Source organism: Streptomyces sp. NPDC031497, from assembly GCF_055580905.1.
Genome location: NZ_JBVIKO010000007.1, coordinates 1 through 20,580, shown reverse-complemented (window position 1 = coordinate 20,580; position 20,580 = coordinate 1). Strand labels below are relative to the sequence as shown.

Genomic DNA, 20,580 nt, shown 5'->3' with positions numbered 1-20,580 from the left:
GCGAGACGGCTGTGCAGCGTCGGCGGACGACGGAGGAGACCTCGGTCCCCTCCGTCCCCGGCGCACCGACACCGCCGGATCCGCGTGAGCCGGGCGACGCCCCGTCCACCGGCCCGGCCACGGCGGCCCGGCACGCGTCGGCGTCGACGTCGGCGTCGGCTTCCGCTTCCACTTCCGCTTCGGCTTCCGTGCAGCGTGCCGCGACGACCGCCCCCCGCGCCCCCCGCCTCGGTCTTGGCGCCCCCGTCACCGGCCCGGTCGCGAGCCCGGCTCCCGCGAGGCGTGCCGAGCGCGGGGCGGCTGTGCCGTCCGTGCAGCGGCGGCAGGCGTCGAGCGGTTCGGCGGACCGGCCGGCCGCCGGCTCCGGCCCGGTGCCCGAAGCCCCCCGGCAGGGACCGCGAGCCGCGGCGGCACACCTGCCGACGACGACGGCCGGACCCGCCCTGCCCGCCCCCGCCGCCCCGGCGACGCCGCCTCCACCCGCTCCACCCGCTCCACCCGCCCCCGCCACGACGGGCCCTTCGCCGCTTCCTCCGTTCGTCCAGCGGGCCGCCGCCCCCGGCGCTCCTGGCCTGGGCGGCCCCCCGGCATCCGCGCAGCGCCGGCCGCAGCCGGCCGTGCCCGGGAGCGTCACCTCGTCCCCCGCCGGACCGGCTGCGGCGCCCCGGCCCCCCTTCGTACAGCGAGCGGTGACTCCCGCGGCCGCCCTGCCCGTCAAGCCGAGCACCACCGCCACGCCCGCTCAGCCCGTCCCCCTGCGCGCCCCCACCCCGATCTCCGCCACCGCCCCCCTCCCCGTGGCGCCCCTGAACCGTCCCACCGTCCAGCGCGACGCCCTCCCCACGGCCACCGTGAAGGAGACGCCGGCCACCACCGTCCGGGCCGAGCGGCAGCCGCCGCCTCCCAGCGACCCGCCACCCTCGTACTCCGGCTCTTCCTCGGGCTCTTCCTCGGGCTCTTCCTCCGGTTCCGGTTCCGGCTCCGGTTCGTCGTCCGACGATCCGCCCCCCGGGTACAAGGCGGTCGAGGAGGGCGGCTTCGACCCCCGCGCGCTCACCGAGTTCCAGGTGGACGCCCTGGTCCACCGGATCATCGACCGGATCACCCGCCACGTCCGCACCGAACTCCGCCGTGACCGCGAACGCGTCGGAAAGCTCCGTGACTTCCGCTCCTGACCACGACGACAGCGCACCGACCCACAGAAAGGCCCCCCGATGGACCGCCAGGACCCGGGAACCACAGTCTGGTTCAGCCTCTCCATCGACGGCGAGGACCTCGGTTACTTCAACGGGTGCGAGGGGCTGTCGTCGCAGGTGGAGATCGAGCAGCGGCAGGAGGGCGGCAACAACGGGTTCGTGTGGCAGCTGCCGACCCGTGTCACCTTCTCCCACATCCGGCTGACCCGCCCGCTCACCCCGGACACCTCGAAGGTCGCGAAGTGGATCTCGTCCGTGCAGACGGGGATCGAGCGGCCCACCGGGCAGATCACGGCGCTGCGCGCGGACGGCTCGGAGGTGGCCCGGTGGGGGCTGCTCGACGTGCTGCCGGTGAGCTGGCAGGGGCCCTCCCTGGACGCGGGCAATCCGTCCGTGGCCACGGAGGTCCTGGAGATCGCCCACCACGGATTCACGGACTGACGGAGAGGCAGACGGAGAGATCATGGCCAGGAGCAGCCGGGGCGCCGGCAAGAGCCTCGTGCGGGCCACCCTCGCGATACACGAACCGCCCGTGGGCACCAGCACCAGCCCGGGCGGCATCATCAAGACGTTCGGCTTCGAGTTCAACCCGGCGGAGCTGTCGATCGCCCGCCGGGCGGACTGGAAGTCGTCGGCGGCGCCGATCGAACGGGACGGCGCGCTGCCGGAGTTCCTCGGCACCCACCCGCGCGAGATGAGCGTGGAGATCTTCCTGGACCGGTCCGACGACCCGGACAGCAACGACGTGATGAAGAAGGTGGAGTCGTTGCTGGCCTGCTGCGAGGTCACCAGCAAGAGCATCGCGGCCAAGCAGCCGTCGCCGCCCTGGGTGGTGTTCCAGTGGGGTTCGTTCTCGACCGCCCACTTCACGGCGTACGTCGCCTCCGTCGACGTCTCCTACTCCCTGTTCGGGACGAGCGGGATGCCGATCCGGGCCAGCTGCCGGCTCCAGCTGCACGAGATCCCGAGCAAGACCGCGGGACAGAACCCGACGTCCGGCGCGCTCACCGCGCAGCGCGTGCACCGGGTCGTCGCCGGGGACTCGTTGCAGTCGCTGGCCTGGCGGGAGTACGGCAACGCGGCCGCCTGGCGGGCGATCGCGGACGCCAACGGGATCGACGACCCGGGGTGGCTGCCCGCGGGGACGGAACTGGTGTTGCCCGCCGCCGAGGAGGTGCGGTCCTGATGGTGAAGCACGCATTCTCGAACGTCATCAAGGTCGTCATCGGCGGCAAGGAGCTGACGGCCACCTCGGAGTACGGGCGGTATCTCGTCGACGCCCACGTGGACCAGGGCGTCGGGGTGCCGGCCGCCTTCCAGCTGACCTTCCGCGACCCCTCCCGCAAGCTGCTGGGCAAGCTGGGCGTCCAGTTCGGCACCCCGGTGGTGATCACGCCGGTCTCGGACGGGCAGGGCACCGGCGACCCGCTGCTCACCGGTGAGGTCACGGGGATGGAGGCCGAGTACGACGGCACCGGCAGCTACGCGGTGGTCCGGGGCTACGACTACGGGTTCCGGCTGATGCGGCAGCGCCGCGTGGTCGCCTACCGCAACCAGACCGCCTCCGACATCGCCCGCAAGCTGGCCGCGCAGGACGGGGTGCCGATCGGGCGGATCCAGGCCACCAGGACCGTCTACGAGTTCATCAGCCAGTCGAACGTCAGCGACTGGGACTTCCTGGCCCGGCTCGCCGACGAGAACGAGATGGTCATGTCGGTGGACGCGGACGGCAAGTTCCAGTTCGTGAAGCAGAAGAGCGCCTCGGGAGCGCCGTCGCCGCAGACCGACGGCGACAAGAGCCCGTTCGTGCTGGAGGCCGGGCACGACATCCTGCGGCTGCGCACCGCGGTCACCGCCTCCGACCAGGTGAACAAGGTCGAGTCACGCGGCTGGGACGTGCGCACGAAGAAGACGCTCACGGCGACCGTCACGCCCGCCGGTAACACCGGCTACAGCATCGGCACCACCCCGGGTGCCGCGGCCGGCGAGTTCAAGACGTCGAAGCTGGTCGAGACACGTACGCCGTACGACAAGCAGTCCGAGGTGAAGTACGCGGCCGACGCCCTCTCCGACGACGTCACGTCGACGTTCGCCGAGGTGGAGGTGGTCGTGCGGGGCAATCCGAAGCTGCGACCGGGGGTTCCGGTGGCGCTCGCGGACGTCGGGGACCCCTTCGAGGGCAAGTACACGGTCACCTCGGTACGGCATGTCTTCGGCGACGCCAAGCACTACGAGACCTGGGTGACGGTCAGCGGCCGGCAGTGGCGGTCCCTGTACGGCGTGGCCTCGGGCGGTGCCTCGGACGCCGCTGCCGACCGGCAGCCCAGCGTGGCGCAGGCCCTGGTCACCGACGTGCAGGATCCGCTCCAGCAGGGGCGGGTGAAGCTCAAGTTCCCGTGGCTGGACGACACCTACGTCAGCGACTGGACCCGGACCGTGCAGTGGGGCGGGGTGCGCGGCGGCGGGGTCTTCCCGATGGACGTCGGCGACGAGGTGCTCGTCGCCTTCGACCGGGGCGCCCTCGACCACGCGTACGTCATCGGCGGCCTCTACAACGGCAAGGACAAGCCGACCAGGGTCAAGGACGTGCCGCTGCACGACGGCATGCGCGGCCGGGCCACCCGGCACACCATCTCCGACCGGGTCGGCAACCGCATGGACCTGCTCGACCAGCGGGGCCGCAAACAGGGCGTCCGGCTGGCCAGCGGCGACAACAAGCTCACCGTCTTCCTGGACCGGCAGCACACCGAGATCACCGTGGACAGCAAGGGCAGCGTCTCCATCAAGGGCAGCAGATCGGTGTCGGTCGAGGCGGGCGCCAACCTGTCCCTGAAGGCGGGCGGCGCGCTCAGCATCAGGAGCGGGGGACCGCTGTCCCTGCAGAGCGCGGAACTCGTCGACATCAAGTCCCCCGCGGGTGCGGTCTCCGTGAACGCCGCCGCCGTGAACCTGATGGCGAACGCCGCCCTGTCGCTGCGTGGCAACGCGGCCGTCGCGATCAGCTCCCTCACCACCGTGGGGATCCAGGCCCCTCAGGTGCCGGTCCTGGGCCAACTGACGATGGGCGGCCTGACCGTGATGGTGCTTCCGGCATGAGCGGGCGCCAGGACTTCCCGGAGAGGCGGGTGCGGGGCTGATGGCAGAACAGTTCGTCGGATCCGGCTGGTCGTTCCCGTTGCGCATCGGACCCACCGGAGGCATCGCCCTGGTCAGCGGCGAGAAGGAGGTGGAGGAGGCGATCCGCCTCATCCTCTCCACGGCCCCGGGCGAACGCCCGATGCGGCCGGAGTTCGGCTGCGCCATCCACGACCTCGTCTTCGCCCCGGTCAACGAGCAGACCGCCGGCCGTATCCAGCACGAGGTGTACGCCAGCCTCGACCGCTGGGAGCCCCGGATCGAGGTCGAGGACGTCGAGGTGACCACCGGCGCCGACCCGAGCGTGCTGATGATCGACGTCCGCTACTCGATCCGCGGCACCAACAACCCGCGCAGCCTGGTGTTCCCCTTCTACGTCATCCCCTCCCACGACGAGCCGGACCTGCCTCCCGCCTCCTCGGACTCCTCCGAAAGCGACCGCTGATCCCGATGGCCCTGCCCTCCCCGAACCTCGACGACCGCCGCTTCCAGCAGTTCGTCGACGACGCCAAGCGTTACATCCAGCAGCGCGCCCCGGAGTGGACCGACCACAACGTCTCCGACCCCGGCATCACGCTGGTGGAGACGGTCGCGCACATGGCCGACCAGATCGTGTACCGCCTGAACCGGGTTCCGGAGAAGAACCACCTGGCCTTCCTGGACCTGGTCGGCATCACGCTGTTCCCGCCGTCCGCCGCCCGTACGGACGTGACCTTCTGGCTGTCGGCGGCCCAGGAGGAGGCGGTCCCGGTGCCGGTCGGCACCGAGGTGGCGACCCGCCGTACCGAGACGCAGGAGGCGGTGGTCTTCGCGACCGAGCGCGAACTGACCATCGTGTCCAGCGAGTTGCGGCACCTGCTGCGGCAGCAGCACGGCTCGGCCGTCGTCGACCTCACCCACGAGCTCGCCGAGGGCAAGGACCTGTTGTGCTTCACCGAGTCCCCGAACCCCGGTGACTGCATGCTGCTCGGGCTCTCCGCCGCCGTCCCGCACTGCGCGGTCGCCCTCGACCTGGACAGCCGGGTCGACGGCGTCGGTGTGGACCCGCGGCAGCCCCCGCTGGTGTGGGAGGCGTGGACGGAGGACGGCTGGCGGGAGTGCGAGGTCGACCGGGACGGCACGGGTGGCCTCAACCGCCCCGGCGAGGTCGTGCTGCACGTCCCCGGCGGTCACGTCCTGTCCCGCAACGGCGGCCTGGAGGCGAGCTGGCTGCGCTGCCGGGTCACCGAGCCGCGCGCCGACCAGCCCTTCTACACCACCTCCCCGACGGTCCGGTTCGTCGAGGCCTGCACGGTGGGCGGCACCACGGCCGCCGTCCACGCGGAGACCGTCGAGGACGAGGCGCTCGGCGAGTCCACCGGCCTGCCAGGACAGCGCCTGCGGCTCGCCCACGCCCCGGTCGTCGGGGACACCCCGCCGCTGCTCCTGCAGACCGCGGAGCACGACGGCGAGGGCGGCTGGGTGGACTGGCAGGTCGTCCCGCATTTCGCGGCCTCGGGACCGGAGGACCGGCACCTCACCCTCGACGCGACGACCGGCGAGATCGCCTTCGGCCCCGCGGTCCGCGAACCGGACGGCTCGCTGCGCCAGTACGGCACGGTGGCCCCGAAGGGCGCGGTCATCCGGGCCCGCCGCTACCGCACGGGCGGCGGCCGGGACGGCAACGTGGCCCGGGGGGCCGTACAGATCCTGCGCTCGTCCATCCCGTACGTGGCGGAGGTCGTCAACCGGGAGGCCGCGCGCGGCGGAGTGGACGGCGAGACGGTCGCCGAGGCGAAGGTCCGCGCCCCGATCACGCTCCGCGCCCAGGAGCGGGCGGTGACCCTGCGCGACTACGAGGAGCTGGCCCGCCGCGCCGCCCCCGAGACGGCCCGCATCACCTGCCTGGAGGGCGAGGAGGGCGAGCACGGGTCGTACGCGGTACGGGTGCTGGTGGTGCCGCAGGCGGTTCCGGACCCCGGCGGCCGGCTGCGCTTCGAGCAACTCGTCCCCGGTGACGCCCTGTTGGACCGCATCACCCGCTATCTGGACGAACGTCGGCTGATCGGCACCCGGTTGGCGGTCGGGCCGCCCTTCTACCAGGGCGTCACGGTCGTCGCCACCGTCCACGCGTTCCGCGGTGTGGACGTCGACCGGGTCCGCCGCCAGGCCCACGACGCCCTCTACCGCCACCTGGACCCGCTGACCGGCGGCGCGGACGGCAAGGGCTGGCCGTTCGGGCGCCCGGTGCAGTCGGGCGAGGTCTTCGCGGTGCTGCAACGCGTCCCCGGGATCGAGCTGGTCGACGAGGTCGTGCTGCATCCCGCCGACCCGCTGACCGGCAAGCGCGGCGACGCGACCGACCGTATCGACCTGGACGCCCCGTCCCTGGTCTTCTCCTACGACCACCGGGTCCGGGTGATCGGCGAATGACCGTCAACGACTCGAGAGGAGGCGTCCGGTGAGAGGGTCCATCGACGGCCTCGGCTCCTCCGCGCCCATCGGCGCGATGCTCCCGGCGGTCTTCGCCGACGACGACCTGGCGCTGCGCTTCGTCGCCGGCCTGGACGACGTGATCGCCCCGATCCCGAACACCCTCGACTGCCTGCCCAGCTACTTCGACCCGGCCCTGGCCCCGCTGGACTTCGCGGAATGGCTCGGCACCTGGGTCGGCGCGGAAACCGACGGCACGGAAGCGGAACCCCTGCTCCGGGCAGCCGTGGCGGCCGCCGCCTACCTGCACCGCATCCGGGGCACCCGCCTCGGCCTGTCCGAGGCGGTCCGGCTGGCCTTCGGCGTGACACCGGAGATCACGGAGAGCGGCGGCGCCGACTGGAACGCCCGCCCGCTGGGCCCCTTCCCCGGCGAAGCCCGCCCCCGCCTGCACGTCCACCTCGCGCTGCCCTCCCCCACCCCGGCCGACGAGGTGCGCCTGGAACACCTCGTGGCGGCCGCCCGCCCCGCTCACATGCCCTACACGGTCCAGGTGACCGCTTCCTCTCCGTCCGCCGAAAGGACCCCGCAGCGATGACGACCAACCGGAACTGCACGGAGTGCGGCACGGTCGCCGAACCGGGCCAGTCCTTCTGCGACGCCTGCGGCTCGGTACTGAGCTGGGCGGCCAACGGGGCCGAGCCCCGACAACGGCAGGCGCCCGCTCCCGAGCCGACGCCGGCCCCTTCATCGAACTCCGGCGCAGCCGCTCCCGGCTGGGACGCCTTCACCCGCAGAGACGGCGGCTCGGGCCTGCCCCAAACCCAACGCGGCGACCTACTGGGAACGACCACTGCAGCGCCCCCTCAGGGGCGCGGGGCTGAATCGGATGTGCGGCTACCGCCGCGTGAGCGCGCTCAGCCCCCACTGAGCGGCACCACACCCACGGCCGAAACCACCCCTGTCCCTGCACCCACCCCCATTCCTGCACCCGCCCCCATTCCTGCACCCGCCCCCATCCCCGCCGCCCCCGCTCCACAAGCCGCCGCCGACACCGCCGTCCCGCCCCCGCAGGGACCCGCCGAAGGCGACCACGACCGGGCTCGCCGCCTACTCATCCCCGTGACGGACCCCAACCCGCCCGCCCCGCCGCCCCCTTCGGTCACTCCCGTCCTCCCCGGCCGCCCCACCCCCCAGCGCCCCCAGTCCGTCCGCGGCCCCGGCGAGGACCTCGGCGCCCACGGCGGCACCCCCTGCCCCTGGTGCGCCACCCCCAACCGCCCCGACCGCCACTTCTGCACCCGCTGCGCGATGCCCATGGCCGGCCACGGCCACGCCGCGCCTTCGGCCCCCCGCCCCTGGTGGCGCCGCATCTTCGACTTCCGCAACCGCGAGACCCCCTGGGCCGGCGACCGCCCCCGGCTGCGCCGTGCCTTCGACCGCGTGCTGACCTGGATCGGCGCGACCGTCGTCATCGCGCTCGTCGCGGTCCTGGCGTTCAACATCCCGAACGCGGTGAGCGCGACCCGCGACCACTTCGCCAAGCGCGCCCTGGTCCCCCCGGACCGGGTCAGCGCGTCCCGCTCGTACGCCGGCCACAAGCCGGAGCTCCTCTTCGACGAGCTGAACAACACCTGGTGGGGCCCCGGCGTGGTCCAGGGCGGCGTGGGCGAGTGGATCGAGGCGCGCTTCGACGAACCGGTCTCCCTGCTGAACGTCGTCATCTCCTCCGGCGAGTCGAAACGCTTCGACCAGCTGAAGAAGTCGGCCCTGCCGCACCGGATGAAGGCGACCATCAAGACGTCGGACGGCAAGACGGAGACCCGGGAGATCACCCTCGACCAGACGGCCGGCGGCCAGACCCGGGCCTTCCGGGTGAAGAACGTCGTCTCGGTCCGCTTCACGATCGAGTCGTCGTACCAGGCCTCGGGGGCCACCCAGGTGGCCATCGCCGAAATAGAGTTCTTCGGCCCGTCGAGCGCGAACTCCTCCTGAGAACGCCGGGTTCTCGGGGATGCGACAATCCGGCCATGGCCGAGAAGGACGCAGGGGAGAAGCGCACCGCGCGCAGGAGCTGGCGCGATGTCCCGCTGACCCCCGTGGCCCTCAAGGTCGTGGCCGGCGTGCTGCTCAAGTTCCTCGGCGCCCTGCTCCTCCTCGCCTTCGCTCTCGTCTCCGGTTCCGGGTTCTCCGCCGGGAAGCTGCTGGACGCCGTGCTCGACCTGGTCGGGGGCCTGTTCTTCGCCTGCCTGTTCCTCTGGCTCTTCGCCCGCCTCCGATCGAGGAAGGGCCGGCCGAGCCCGGGGAGCTGAGGATCCCTATTTCCTCATCAGGGACCGGTAGACGGCCGTTGACCTGGGGTTGCCCCGGCAGCCCCACACCCCGTGCGGGCAGTAGTCGGTGATGCTCTGGTACAGCGCGCGGTTGTCCGCGAACCACTTCACCATGCCCTTCATGTACGCCGGGTCGTCGCCGTTCTCGTACAGCCCCCACTCGGGATAGGAGACGGGCTTGCCGTGCGCGCGGGCGAACGTGACCTGGGCCCGCAGCCCGTACGGCTCCGTGACCTGTTCCGCGAAGGACATCCCGCGCGGGGCGTCGTAGGCGTCCATGCCGATGATGTCCACGAACCGGTCCCCCGGATAGCACCGGGTCCAGGGGACCGCGTCGCGCCCCCGGTTGGGTGTGAAGTCGAACCGGAACCGCTGGCCCGGCACCGACCGCATCGCGGTGACGATCCGCACCCAGTACGCCTTCCAGGCGTCCGGGTCGGGGCCGCAGCGGTGGGTGTACGTCACCCCGTTCATCTCCCAGCCGAGCACCACGACGGTGTCCGGCGCGCCGACCGCCACCAGCCGCCGGGCCAGCGCCCGGAAGTGCCCGTCGTACCGCCCCTGCGCCCCGAACCGGAGCTGGCGGCGCACCTCGGTGTCGGGCAGATGCGCCTCCGTCCGTTCCAGCATGGGCACGTTGAGCACGAGGAGCCGGTCGGGCTCGGCCCGCCGCCAGTTCGCCCACAGCCGTACGAAGTCGGGGGCGCCCTCGATGTTCCGCCACACGTCACCGGGGAGGTAGGTGTGCCCGACCCGGGGTTCGTCGTGCCCCAGCCAGCTGCCGAGCGCGCTCACCCGGCGTACGCCTTCGGCGCCGTAACCGACGTACGCCCCGAAGGGGCCGGGGGCGGCCGGCCGTGCGATTTCCGGGCGGGAGACGGGGAGGAGGAACAGGGCGACCAGCGTGGCGACCAGGAGGAACCTCAGACGTGCCATGGGGTGCAGTCTGGCCGTTCCGGGAGGGCGAGTTGCCCGTTGTGGGCATTTTGGACTGCTGTGCGAGGACGCCGGCCGCCGACGCCCCGGCGCGGTCACGGCGGTACGGGCACCCCGTGCCGGCGCGGCCAGGGCGGCGGGGGCACCGCGGAGCCCGTGGCGGGGCCGGTGCGGACCTCGAAGTGCGGGTGGGGGCCGTCCGCGTTGCCGGTCGAGCCGGCGCGGAGCCGGTGGCGGACCGTCGGTGCGGTCCAGCGGTCGGTGGGGCTCCCGGACGGCGGGGCGCTGGGGGTGCCGGTGGCGCGGTGCTCGTCCTGGGCGTCGGCCTTGGCGGGCGGGATGAGGAACGCGCCCGTCAGGAGGAGGACGACCGCGGCCGTGACGAGTCGTGGATCATCCGTTCGCATTGTCGGATCCTCGGATGAACGGCCGGGCCCGAGGTGGCCTCACACGCCGGGTGCCCCGACTTTCGCCCGTTCGGGTCCGGCCAGGGCTCCGTCACCGCCCGCGGGATCATCGCCGAACTGCCCTCCCTGATGACCGAACTCACCCGGGCACCATCACCGCCGACGCCCTGCCGGTACCGCTGTCCGAGGTCGAGGAGGCCTGACCCCGCCCGTCGAGCCCCGCCGGCGGATCGTCCTCACCATGGCCGGTGACTGAACACCCGGCCCTCGTCCGCCCGTACTTGCGGGGACAGCGTTCGTCCGCAGATCGGAGTCCCCCGTGCACGCATCCGCAGCCATCGGCGTGACCGGCCTCGGAGTGATGGGCCGCAACCTGGCCCGGAACTTCGCCCGGCACGGCTACCCGGTCGCCGTCCACAACCGCACACCCGCCCGCACCCGCGCCCTGGTCGAGGAGTACGGACACGAGGGCACGTTCGTCGGCGCCGAGACCGCCGCGGACTTCGTCGCCGCCCTCGAACGCCCCCGGCGGCTCATGATCATGGTGCAGGCGGGTGCCGCCACCGACGCCGTCATCGACGAGTTCGCGCCGCTCCTCGAACCCGGTGACATCGTCATCGACGGCGGCAACGCCCACTTCGCCGACACCCGCCGCCGCGAGGCCGCCCTGCGCGAGAAGGGCCTGCACTTCGTCGGGGTCGGGGTGTCCGGCGGCGAGGAGGGCGCGCTCAACGGGCCGTCCATCATGCCGGGCGGCTCCGCCGAGTCCTACGCCGTCCTCGGGCCGATGTTCGAGGACATCAGCGCGAAGGTCGGCGGCGAGCCGTGCGCCACGCACGTCGGCGCGGACGGCGCCGGGCACTTCGTGAAGATGGTCCACAACGGCATCGAGTACGCCGACATGCAGCTCATCGCCGAGGCCTACGACCTGCTCCGCCAGGTCGGCGGGTACGCGCCGGCCGAGATCGCGGACATCTTCCGGGAGTGGAACGGCGGCCGGCTCGGGTCGTACCTCATCGAGATCACCGCCGACGTGCTCGCCCACGTGGACGCCGCCACCGGCGCGCCCTTCGTCGACATCGTCGCCGACGCGGCCGGACAGAAGGGCACCGGGCGCTGGACCGTCCAGACCGCGCTGGACCTGGCCTCGCCGGTCACCGCGATCGCCCAGGCGACCTTTGCCCGTGCCGCGTCCGGCCGCCGCGAACTGCGCTCCGCGTACGCCGGGTTGCCCGGCGGCACCACGCCCCCGCTGAGCGCCACCGAGTCCGACCGCTTCGCCTCCCGCGTCGAACACGCCCTGTACGCGTCGAAGGTCATCGCCTACGACCAGGGGTGGACGATGATCCAGGACGCGGCCGCCGAGTACGGCTGGAAGATCGACCTCGGCGCGGTGGCCCGGATCTGGCGGGGCGGCTGCATCATCCGCGCGTCCTTCCTCGACCGGATCCGCGCGGCGTACCGGGCCGACCCGGACCTCGTCAGCCTGCTGGCCGAGCGGGAGTTCGCGAAGGAGATCGCCGACGCGCAGGTGCCGTGGCGGGAGACGGTCGCGTCCGCGGCACGCCGGGGTATTCCGGTGCCGGCGTTCTCGGCGGCCCTCGCCCACTACGACACGCTCCGCGCCGACCGACTCCCCGCGGCCCTCCTCCAGGGCCAGCGCGACTACTTCGGCGCGCACACGTACGGCAGGGTGGACCGGGAGGGCGCCTTCCACACCCACTGGGCGACCGAGGGCCGCCCTGAAACCCAGGGCTGAGCAACCGCCCCGTAAGGGGCGCGGGGCTGCAGTTGATATGCGGCTACCGCCGCGTGGGCGCGCTCAGCCACGACGATGCCGCACTCGGCTGACGACAGATCGCGGCACTCTCGAACCGCCATTCCGTCCAGTGGTCGACTGCGGGTCCGATGTGGCTGGTCGCGCGGTTCCCCGCGCCCCTGAAAGACGGGGCGCGGCAGCTCGCCCCTGTCAGACACCCACCCGAACCGCTTCCGCCGGAGGCACCCGCAGGGCCCGTCGCGTCGGGAGTTCGATCGTGACGTACGAAGTGAGGATCACCGTCGCCGCAGCCGCCGGGAGCAGCCACACCGGGCCCGCCGGCCAGGGGCGGGACAGGAAGCCCTGGCCCAGCAGCGCCAGCGGCAGCGCGGACAGCGCCACCCCCGCGACCAGCGCCGCCAGCGCGATCACCCCGGCCTCCCGGCGCATCATCGCCAGGATCTGCCTCGGCGTCGTACCGACCAGCCGCAGCGCGGCGATCTCCGTGCGGCGCTGGGCGGTCGCCGCGACCAGCCGGTTGGCGATGCTGAGCAGCAGATAGCCGAGCAGGACGACGATGACGGCCAGGTTCACCCACATCTCGGGCGGGGTGTCCGCTCCCGCCCGCGGGGCCGTGTCCGACAGGGCGAGGCCGGGACGGGCGGCGGCCAGGGCGGTCAGCGCGCGGCCGGCCCCGGCGGAGCCGTCCGTGCGGACCAGCGCGCTCCGGTCGAGGCCGTTCGTGGTGTGTCCGGTGGCCAGGTCGTGGGAGAGGACGAGCGGGCCGAAGCCGAGCCCGCGGTCGTACACGGCCACCACCTTGGCCTCGACGGGCGCGCCGTCGCCGAGGAACAGCTTGATCCGGGCGCCCGGTTCGGCGTCGCGCGGGCCCGCCACCTCGCTGCTGACGGCCACCGTCGCGCCGGAGAGACCGGTCAGGCTGCCCCGCGTCACCCCCAGGTCGAGGACGTCCTTCGCGGCCGGGGTCAGGATCAGCGCCGAGGCGGACTCGGTCTGGGGGTCGCCGAACTGACGGTAGGGCCAGACCACGGTGGTCGTGCCGACGGGCGCCGCGGCCTCGACGCCCGGGAGCCGTCGTACGGCGGCGAGCGTGCCGTCCGGCAGCCCGCCCAGCGCGGGGGCGCCGATGCGGTACTGGCCCAGCGTCCCGGTCCGGGTGTCGTCCGAGGTCGCGGCCAGCACCGTGGTCTGCGCGAGCGCGTACGTCAGCACGAACACGACCGCCATGGCCAGCGGGCTGACCACCCCGGTGACCCGCTGCGCGTACGCCCGTACGTTGGACAGGGCCAGCCAGGTCGGCGCGGACACCCCGGGGCGCAGCCGTCGTACGACCGCCTCGCCCGCCGTCCGGACCAGCGCGGGGCCCGCCAGCGCCAGGCCGATCGCGGCGACGATGCCCGCGATGGAGGTCGCGGAGGCACCGATCAGGGTGCGTTGCAGCAGCGGGGTGACGGACAGGGCGCAGGAGGCGGCGATCAGCGACAGGCCCGTGACCGTACGGGACCTGGACGGGGTGCGGGGCTCGCTGCGGGACTCGGCGACCGCCTCGGTGGCCGGCATCTTCGAGGTCCGCCAGGCCGCGCAGCGGGCGGCGACCCGGACGACCGCGACGAGGAGGACGACCGTCACCAGGGCCGGGAACGGGCTGAACGTCAGGGGGAGTCCGGCCGGCAGCACGTCCCGGTGGACGAGGAGCGTGCGGAAGCGGGCGGCGAGGAGGTAGCCGAGGGCGATGCCGGGGACCAGGGCCACGGCCGTCACCGTCGTCGACTGGGCGGCGGCCAGCCGGCGGATCTGCCGCGGCGTCGCCCCGACGGCCCGCATCAGCGCCACATGGTCCCGGCGCTGGCCGGCGACCGCCACGCCCAGCGCGCCCGCGGTGACGAACCCGGTGATCAGCAGGACGATCCCGCCGAGGGAGCCGGACAGGAGGATCAGCAGGGAGCGGGCGGAGCCGACGCCGGGAGCCGCGGCCGTCCCGCGGTCTGCTCCGGTGAGGACCTTCAGCCCGGTGCCGGCGACCGCCTCGCGGGCTTCCGCCGCGACCTGCTGCTCGGCGCCGGGGGCGGTGCGCAGGCCTACGAGGTCGACGGTGCCTTCGCCGGTGCCGGTGCTGGTGCCGGTGCTGGTGCTGGTGCCGGCGGTGGCGGTGCTGCGGGCGCGGGCGCTGAGCCGGGCCGCCGCCTGATCCGTGAAGTAGATCCCCGCATCCGAGGCGCGGACCAGGGCCGTCACGCGGTAGGGCTCGGCCGCGCGGCCGTTCGCGATGATGCGGACCCGGTCGCCGACGGAGAGGCCGGTCGTCGCGTCCACCGCCACCTCCGCCGGGGCGGACGGGGCACGGCCCTCGATGCGCGCGTCGGCGAGCAGCCGCGTCGAGGACCAGCCGTGGCCCGCCGTCGCCGGGTCCTCGCCGGCGACCGGGACGAGACGGCCGCGCGGGTCCGTCACGGCGGCCGGGAAGCCGAGGTCGCCGACCGCGGCCGTGACGCCGGGCAGCTTCGCCAGGCGGTCGGTGAGGGCGGCCGGGACCGTGGCGCGTTCCGGCAGGGCGATCGGGAGGTCGCCGGGGACGTGGTACTCCTGGTCGGCGGCGACCACGACGTCCGCGCCGCCGAGCCGGCCGGGCGGCAGCTGGGAGCGCAGGCCGGACTCCGCCAGCACACCCGTGGCGGTGATCAGGGCCGCGCCGCCCAGGACCGCGCAGGCCACGGCGAGCAGCGAGGCGAACCGGTGGGCGGCCATCCGCAGGGCGAAGTGCAGCACGGCGGTCACCACTCTCCCAACGCGGCGAGCCGGGCGGCCAGTTGGGAGGCCGTCGGATGGTCGATGGCCTCGACCACGCGGCCGTCGGCCATCACCAGCGCCCGGTGCGCACGGGCCGCCGCGGCCGGGTCGTGGGTGACCATGACGACGGTCTGGCCGAGGTCGTCGACGAGCGTCCGGAGCAGGTCGAGCACCTGGTGGGCGCTGCGCAGGTCGAGCGCGCCGGTCGGCTCGTCGGCGAACACCACCGCCGGGCGCGCGGCCAACGCCCGTACCAGTGCGGCCCGTTGCTGCTGGCCGCCGGAGAGCTCGGCGGGGCGGTGGTGGAGCCGGTCGGCGAGCCCGACCCGTTCGGTCAGGGTACGGATCCAGTCCCGGTCGGGACGGCGGCCGGCCAGCCGCAGCGGCAGCGTGATGTTGTCCTCGACGGAGAGGGACGGGATCAGGTTGTAGGCCTGGAAGACGAAACCGACGCGCTCCCGGCGCAGTTCGGTGCGCTTGGTCTCGTTCAGCCCGGCGATCTCCCGGCCGTCGATACGGACGCTGCCCGAGGTCGGCGAGTCCAGTCCGGCGGCGCAGTGCATCAGCGTGCTCTTGCCGGACCCGGAGGGGCCCATCACGGCCAGGAAGGTGCCGTGTTCCACGGTGAGCGACACCTCGTCCAGGGCCCGTACCCCGCCCGGGTACGTCTTGCCCACGCCCGTCAGTGCGATGGCGGGGGCCCGGCGGGCGGTCTCCACGGTGGCCGTGCTCATCGACGCCCCCGCAGCCGGCGCGCCACCAGGATGCCCGCGCTGAGCAGGGTCACCACACCGCAGGCCACGTGCGACCAGACGGGCACACCGCCGTACGAGGTGGCCATGTTGGCGCCCGTGCTGAGGACGAGGAGGGACCACAGCAGCACGCGGACGAGGTCCGCGCCGCCGCCCGGCCGGTCGACAGGGGGCGGGCTGGTGAGGCGATAGGGGTCGGTGCTGGCCACGGGAACCTCCGGCTGGGGGCTGACGTCCTGCGTTACGGGCTCCGACGCTACGGACCGTGACCCTCCTCGGCCGATCCCGTGGACCGCCCGCTTCGAGGTACAGCAGGCGCTACTTTCCGGGCCGCACGGGCCCGGCCAACTGCCGTACGTCCTAGGGTTCCTGGCAACGGAGGAAGGAGCGCGCATGGCTGTCACCGGTGTGCGGGCCGAGGGTGTCAGGGGCCTCGCCGGGCGGACGCTGCGCGCGGCCGGCGGTGCGATCGCCGAGCTCGTCGGCGGACTCGGCACGGCCGCCCCGGCGTTCGGCCTGCTGCTTCTGCTCGCGGTGACGGCCGTGACCGCGCCGCTGGGCGTGGGCATGCTCCTGGCCCCGCTCGCGCTGCGCGCGCTGCACGCCCTGGCCGGGCGGGAGCGGGCGCGGCTCGGCCGGCGCGGGCCCGAGGTCATCGCCCCCGACCCGCCGCCCACCCGGCTTCGGCTCGCGCTCACCGACCCCACCACCCGGCGCGAACTGCGCTGGCTGCTGCGGCACGGCACGCTCGGCCTGTCGCTGGGGCTGCTCGGTGCCCTGCTGCCGCTCTCCGCCGTACGGGACACGCTGTTTCCGCTGTACTGGCGGTTCATGCCCAGGAACCTGACCGCCACCTCCTTCGGTTACGGCGTCGCGCACTCCTGGGCGGACGCCTTCGCCGTCTGCATGTTCGGCATCGGGTCAACCGCCGTCGTCCTGGGCCTGACCCCCGGTATGGCACGCCTCCAGGCGGACCCCGGGCGGCGCCTGCTCGCCGCCGGTTCGGACACGGACCTCTCCCTCCGGGTCGCCGAACTCACCGCCACCCGCGCCGCAGCCCTCGACGCGCACGCCACCGAACTGCGCCGGATCGAGCGGGCGTTGCACGACGGCACGCAGAACCGGCTGGTCTCGGTCACCGTGCTGCTCGGCGCCGCCCGCCGCCAGGTGGCCCGCGATCCGTCCCGTGCCGACGAGATCCTGGAGCGCGCCCAGTCCGCCGCCGAACAGGCGCTGGCCGAACTGCGCACGGTCTCGCGCAGCATCCTGCCGCCGGTTCTGGACGACCGGGGCCTCGCGGGCGCCCTGTCCGGCCTGGCCGCCGAGTCGCCGGTGCAGTGCCGGATCGACGTCGACGCGCCCGAGCGCTGTGCCGCCTCCGTGGAGGCGACCGCCTACTTCGTCGTCGCCGAAGCCCTCACCAACGTCGCCAAGCACAGCGGCGCCGACCGGGCCGCGGTCGCCGTCCGGGCCCGCGGCGGCCGGCTCACCCTGACCGTCACCGACGACGGCCGGGGCGGCGCCGACACGACCGGCGGCTCCGGGCTGACCGGCATCCGCCGCCGGGTCGCGGCGCACGACGGCACCCTCCGCCTGACCAGCCCGGCAGGCGGCCCGACCACCCTGGAAGTGGAACTGCCCTGTGGAACCTGACCGAGTGCTGCGGATCGTGATGGCCGAGGACGACCCGCTGTTGCGGGAGGGCCTGGCGCTGCTGCTGCGGGCCGAGGGCGTCGAGGTGGCCGCCACCGCCGGGACGCCGGACGAGGCGCTGGACGCCATCGACGCGCACCGGCCGGACGTGGCCATCCTGGACGTCCGGATGCCGCCCACCCACACCGACGAAGGGATCCGCGCGGCCGTGGAGGCCCGGCGCCGCCACCCCGGGCTCGCCGTGCTCGTCCTGTCGGCGTACGTCGAGCAGAGCTTCGCCACCCAGCTGCTCACCGGAGGGGTCGGCGGCCTCGGTTATCTGCTCAAGGAACGGGTGGGCCGGGTCGAGGAGTTCCTCGACGCCCTGCACCGGGTGGCGGACGGCGGCACCGCGATCGACCCCGAGGTCGTCGCCCAGCTCTTCACCCGCTCCCGCCAGGACACCCGCCTGGAACGGCTGAGCCCGCGCGAACGCGACGTACTCGCCCTGATGGCCGAGGGCCTCGGCAACTCCGCGATCGCCGAACGCCTCGTCGTCACCGACGGCGCCGTCCACAAGCACATCCGGTCCATCTTCGCCAAGCTCGACCTGTCCCCGGCCGACCGGGTGGACCGCAGGGTCGCGGCGGTCCTGCACTACCTGGAGGACGCCCGGGTCAGATCCCGCTGAGGGTCTCTGGTGCTTGCGAGGCAGGTCAGACGCGGACGCCGAACATGAACGGGCCGCCGATGGTGGACATCGACTCGTAGCGGACCACGGTGCCGGTGCGCGGGGCGTGCAGGATCTGCCCGTTGCCCGCGTACAGGCCCACGTGGTGCAGGTCGTTGAAGAAGAAGACCAGGTCGCCGACCTGGAGGCCGGACGTCGAGTAGATCCTGGTGCCGATCCCGGTCTGGGACTCGGAGGTGCGCGGGATGGAGACCCCGGCCTGCGCGTAGGCCCAGGACGTCAGGCCCGAGCAGTCGAAGGAGGACGGGCCGGTGGCGCCGTAGACGTACGGCGTGCCGAGCTTGGTCTTGGCGGCGGCGAAGGCGGCCGCGGCCCGGCCGGTGGCGGAGGTGTCGTTGCCGAGGTCCACCCGCTCGCTGGAGGAGCGGCTGGCGCGGTCCTGCTCGGCGGTCAGCGCGGCCTTCTCGGCGGCGGTGAGGCTGTTGAGCAGCTTCTGCGCCTCGGCCAGCTTGGCCTGGACTTCCTTCTTCTTGGCGCCGAGTTCGGTGCGGGTGGCGGCCAGGTCCTTGAGCTTGCCGGTGGCCTCCGCCCGCTCCTGCGCCAGCTCGCGCTGCTTGGCCTGGATCTTCTTCAGCGTCTCGACCTGCTGGCCGCTCAACTGGTCAAGGGTGGAGGCCTTGTCCAGGTAGTCGTCCGGGTCGGCGGAGAGGAACAGCTGGAGGGACGGGTCGATGCCGCCGCTGCGGTACTGGGCGGTGGCCATGGAGCCGATGCCGTCGCGCAGTTCGTTCAGCTCGTCCTGACCGCGCGCGACCGAGTCCTGCAGCGCGGATATCTGCTTCTGGAGCTTCTCCTGCTTCTCCTTGGCCCCGTTGAACTTCTCGGTGGCCTGCTCGGCCTCCTCGTACAGCTTGTCGACCCTGGACTTGACCTCGCCCTTGCTCGGCTTCGCGCCGGGCGCGGCGTCGGCCGCCTGTGAAGAGAGGACCACGGCGGCAGCGGCGGCGGTGGTGAGCACGGTGACCCGAGCACGGCTCGGCTGCTTGGGACGACGGTGGAACGCCACGGGGGCGATCTCCTTCCGAGCGAGGAGTCGAGCAACGGATCAAGTAAGGAGCAAGCGATGGATCAACTAGTAGTACGAGTCCCAGACATTAATGACTCTCTTATGTTCAGTTCAAATCTCCGCATGGAAAAAATCCGGCCACCGGTCGCCAACTGGCCTTCTGTGCCGGTCGGGTCACGGTGTGTCGAACCGTGGACTGTTAAGAACCTTGACAGTTAATTGGTCTAGTCCAAATATGGGCGCCCATGAGACGCACTCGTGCCCTGCAGGCCGCCCTGACCGCAACCGCTCTGTCCGCCACGCTCGTTGCCCTCGGATCAGGCGCCGCACAGGCCTCCCCGCACCACGCCGCGAAGCCCATGCCCGCGCGGGTCGCGGCGCCCTACTTCGAGGCCTGGACCGGCCAGAGCCCCGCCGCGCTCGCCGCCGAGTCCGGCAACAAGTACCTCACCCTGGCCTTCCTCCAGACGCCCGCCGCCGGCTCCTGCACCGCCGACTGGAACGGCGACGCCACCCAGCCGATCTCCCCGTCGACCTTCGGCGCCGACATCGCCACCCTCCAGGCCCGCGGCGGCAACGCCATCCCCTCCTTCGGCGGCTACGCCGCCGACACCACCGGCACCGAACTCGCCGACAGCTGCACCGACGTGGACGCCATCGCCGGGGTGTACGAGAAGCTCGTCACGACGTACGGCATCTCCCGCATCGACCTCGACATCGAGGCCGACTCCCTCGCCGACACCGCGGGGGTCGACCGCCGTAACCAGGCGATCGCCAAGGCCGAGCGCTGGGCCGACCGCACCGGCCACCCGCTCCAGTTCTCCTACACCCTGCCGACCACCACCAAGGGCCTGGAGGCCAAGGGCCTGGCCGTCCTCCAGAACGCCGTCGCCCACCACGCGCGCGTGGACGTCGTCAACATCATGACCTTCGACTACTACGACGGCGCCACCCACGACATGGCCGCCGACACCAGGACCGCGGCCGACGGTCTGCACGCCCAACTCGCCGCCCTCTACCCGCACAAGAGCTCAAAGGAGCTTTGGGGCATGGTCGGCGTCACCGAGATGCCCGGCATCGACGACTACGGCCCCGAGGAGACCTTCACCACCCAGAACGCCGTGGACGTCGAGCGCTGGGCCGCCGCCCGGGGCATCGACACCCTCTCCTTCTGGGCCCTCCAGCGCGACAACGGCGGCTGCGTCGGCACCGGCGGCGCCAACGCCTGCTCCGGAATCGCCCAGGACCCCTGGTACTTCAGCCACACCTTCGCCCGCTTCGGGCGCTTCGCCGGTCTGGGGCGGTAGGACCCCGGGCGGCTGATTCCTCCGACCGTGGGGGGGGGGGGGGGGGGGCCCCCGGGGGCCCGGGCGGGGACAGGGGGGGGGGAGGGGTGGGAAACGCTGTGCGCAAAGGTCCTTTGCGTTTTCTCCTTTATCGCAAAGACAACCCC

19 protein-coding genes are annotated in these 20,580 nt (G+C 73.1%); 13 read left to right on the top strand and 6 right to left on the bottom strand.

The features are described 5' to 3' along the window. The first annotated feature begins 689 nt into the window (after positions 1-689). The 9 genes from ACZ5K7_RS16150 (at position 690) to ACZ5K7_RS16110 (ending at position 9,055) form a co-directional block, all read left to right on the top strand. Positions 690-1,175, top strand: coding sequence for an extensin (locus ACZ5K7_RS16150; protein WP_468913963.1), 486 nt, complete (start codon positions 690-692; stop codon positions 1,173-1,175). Between the two features lie 39 nt (positions 1,176-1,214). Next, on the top strand, positions 1,215-1,637 hold the full coding sequence (locus ACZ5K7_RS16145; RefSeq protein WP_093500599.1) for a phage tail protein: 423 nt from the start codon (positions 1,215-1,217) through the stop codon (positions 1,635-1,637). Between the two features lie 22 nt (positions 1,638-1,659). After that, positions 1,660-2,382, top strand: coding sequence for a CIS tube protein (locus tag ACZ5K7_RS16140; RefSeq protein WP_351696172.1), 723 nt, complete (start codon positions 1,660-1,662; stop codon positions 2,380-2,382). Further along, positions 2,382-4,292, top strand: coding sequence for a VgrG-related protein (locus ACZ5K7_RS16135; protein WP_351696174.1), 1,911 nt, complete (start codon positions 2,382-2,384; stop codon positions 4,290-4,292). The genes ACZ5K7_RS16140 and ACZ5K7_RS16135 overlap by 1 nt, the downstream gene beginning before the upstream one ends. Before the next feature lie 40 nt (positions 4,293-4,332). After that, positions 4,333-4,776, top strand: a complete 444-nt coding sequence (locus ACZ5K7_RS16130) for a GPW/gp25 family protein (RefSeq protein WP_351696176.1) — start codon at positions 4,333-4,335, stop codon at positions 4,774-4,776. Positions 4,777-4,781: 5 nt separating this feature from the next. Next, positions 4,782-6,743, top strand: a complete 1,962-nt coding sequence (locus ACZ5K7_RS16125) for a putative baseplate assembly protein (RefSeq protein WP_351696178.1) — start codon at positions 4,782-4,784, stop codon at positions 6,741-6,743. A gap of 28 nt (positions 6,744-6,771) precedes the next feature. Next, on the top strand, positions 6,772-7,341 hold the full coding sequence (locus ACZ5K7_RS16120; protein WP_468913956.1) for a phage tail protein: 570 nt from the start codon (positions 6,772-6,774) through the stop codon (positions 7,339-7,341). Between the two features lie 524 nt (positions 7,342-7,865). Then, entirely contained in the window at positions 7,866-8,738 is an 873-nt protein-coding gene (locus tag ACZ5K7_RS16115) for an NADase-type glycan-binding domain-containing protein (protein WP_468913954.1), read from the top strand. Between the two features lie 35 nt (positions 8,739-8,773). Next, a complete protein-coding gene (locus tag ACZ5K7_RS16110; RefSeq protein WP_351696184.1) occupies positions 8,774-9,055 on the top strand; it encodes a hypothetical protein in 282 nt (93 codons plus the stop codon). Positions 9,056-9,061: 6 nt separating this feature from the next. Here the strand turns inward: ACZ5K7_RS16110 and ACZ5K7_RS16105 are convergent, their stop codons facing one another. Beyond that, the gene (locus tag ACZ5K7_RS16105) at positions 9,062-10,012 is read right to left on the bottom strand and encodes a glycoside hydrolase family 26 protein (RefSeq protein ID WP_351696186.1); all 951 of its coding nucleotides are present in this window, start codon (positions 10,010-10,012) and stop codon (positions 9,062-9,064) included. A gap of 95 nt (positions 10,013-10,107) precedes the next feature. Next, a complete protein-coding gene (locus tag ACZ5K7_RS16100; protein ID WP_468913949.1) occupies positions 10,108-10,419 on the bottom strand; it encodes a hypothetical protein in 312 nt (103 codons plus the stop codon). 319 nt (positions 10,420-10,738) lie between these two features. On the opposite strand from ACZ5K7_RS16100, the gene gndA reads away from it, so the two are divergent. Then, entirely contained in the window at positions 10,739-12,178 is a 1,440-nt protein-coding gene (gndA, locus tag ACZ5K7_RS16095; RefSeq protein ID WP_468913947.1) for an NADP-dependent phosphogluconate dehydrogenase, read from the top strand. Positions 12,179-12,388: 210 nt separating this feature from the next. On the opposite strand, the gene ACZ5K7_RS16090 is transcribed toward gndA, so the two are convergent. From ACZ5K7_RS16090 to ACZ5K7_RS16080, 3 genes are read right to left on the bottom strand one after another with little or no spacing between them, the layout of a single operon-like run. Then, positions 12,389-14,965 (bottom strand): FtsX-like permease family protein, encoded by a 2,577-nt coding sequence (locus tag ACZ5K7_RS16090; RefSeq protein ID WP_468914495.1) that lies wholly within the window; start codon positions 14,963-14,965, stop codon positions 12,389-12,391. 5 nt (positions 14,966-14,970) lie between these two features. Beyond that, positions 14,971-15,720, bottom strand: a complete 750-nt coding sequence (locus ACZ5K7_RS16085) for an ABC transporter ATP-binding protein (protein ID WP_351696192.1) — start codon at positions 15,718-15,720, stop codon at positions 14,971-14,973. Continuing rightward, entirely contained in the window at positions 15,717-15,947 is a 231-nt protein-coding gene (locus tag ACZ5K7_RS16080) for a hypothetical protein (RefSeq protein WP_468913945.1), read from the bottom strand. Before ACZ5K7_RS16080 ends, ACZ5K7_RS16085 begins: the two co-directional genes overlap by 4 nt. A gap of 184 nt (positions 15,948-16,131) precedes the next feature. On the opposite strand from ACZ5K7_RS16080, the gene ACZ5K7_RS16075 reads away from it, so the two are divergent. Next, positions 16,132-17,391, top strand: a complete 1,260-nt coding sequence (locus ACZ5K7_RS16075; protein ID WP_468913942.1) for a sensor histidine kinase — start codon at positions 16,132-16,134, stop codon at positions 17,389-17,391. A gap of 7 nt (positions 17,392-17,398) precedes the next feature. Next, complete coding sequence (locus tag ACZ5K7_RS16070) at positions 17,399-18,061, top strand: response regulator transcription factor (RefSeq protein WP_351696295.1); 663 nt, start codon at positions 17,399-17,401, stop codon at positions 18,059-18,061. Positions 18,062-18,086: 25 nt separating this feature from the next. On the opposite strand, the gene ACZ5K7_RS16065 is transcribed toward ACZ5K7_RS16070, so the two are convergent. Then, positions 18,087-19,127 (bottom strand): C40 family peptidase, encoded by a 1,041-nt coding sequence (locus tag ACZ5K7_RS16065; protein WP_468913939.1) that lies wholly within the window; start codon positions 19,125-19,127, stop codon positions 18,087-18,089. A 245-nt stretch (positions 19,128-19,372) separates the two neighbouring features. On the opposite strand from ACZ5K7_RS16065, the gene ACZ5K7_RS16060 reads away from it, so the two are divergent. Beyond that, positions 19,373-20,434 carry a chitinase gene (locus ACZ5K7_RS16060; protein WP_450971876.1) on the top strand — a complete coding sequence of 354 codons (1,062 nt, stop codon included), beginning with the start codon at positions 19,373-19,375 and terminating at the stop codon, positions 20,432-20,434. Positions 20,435-20,580: the final 146 nt, after the last annotated feature.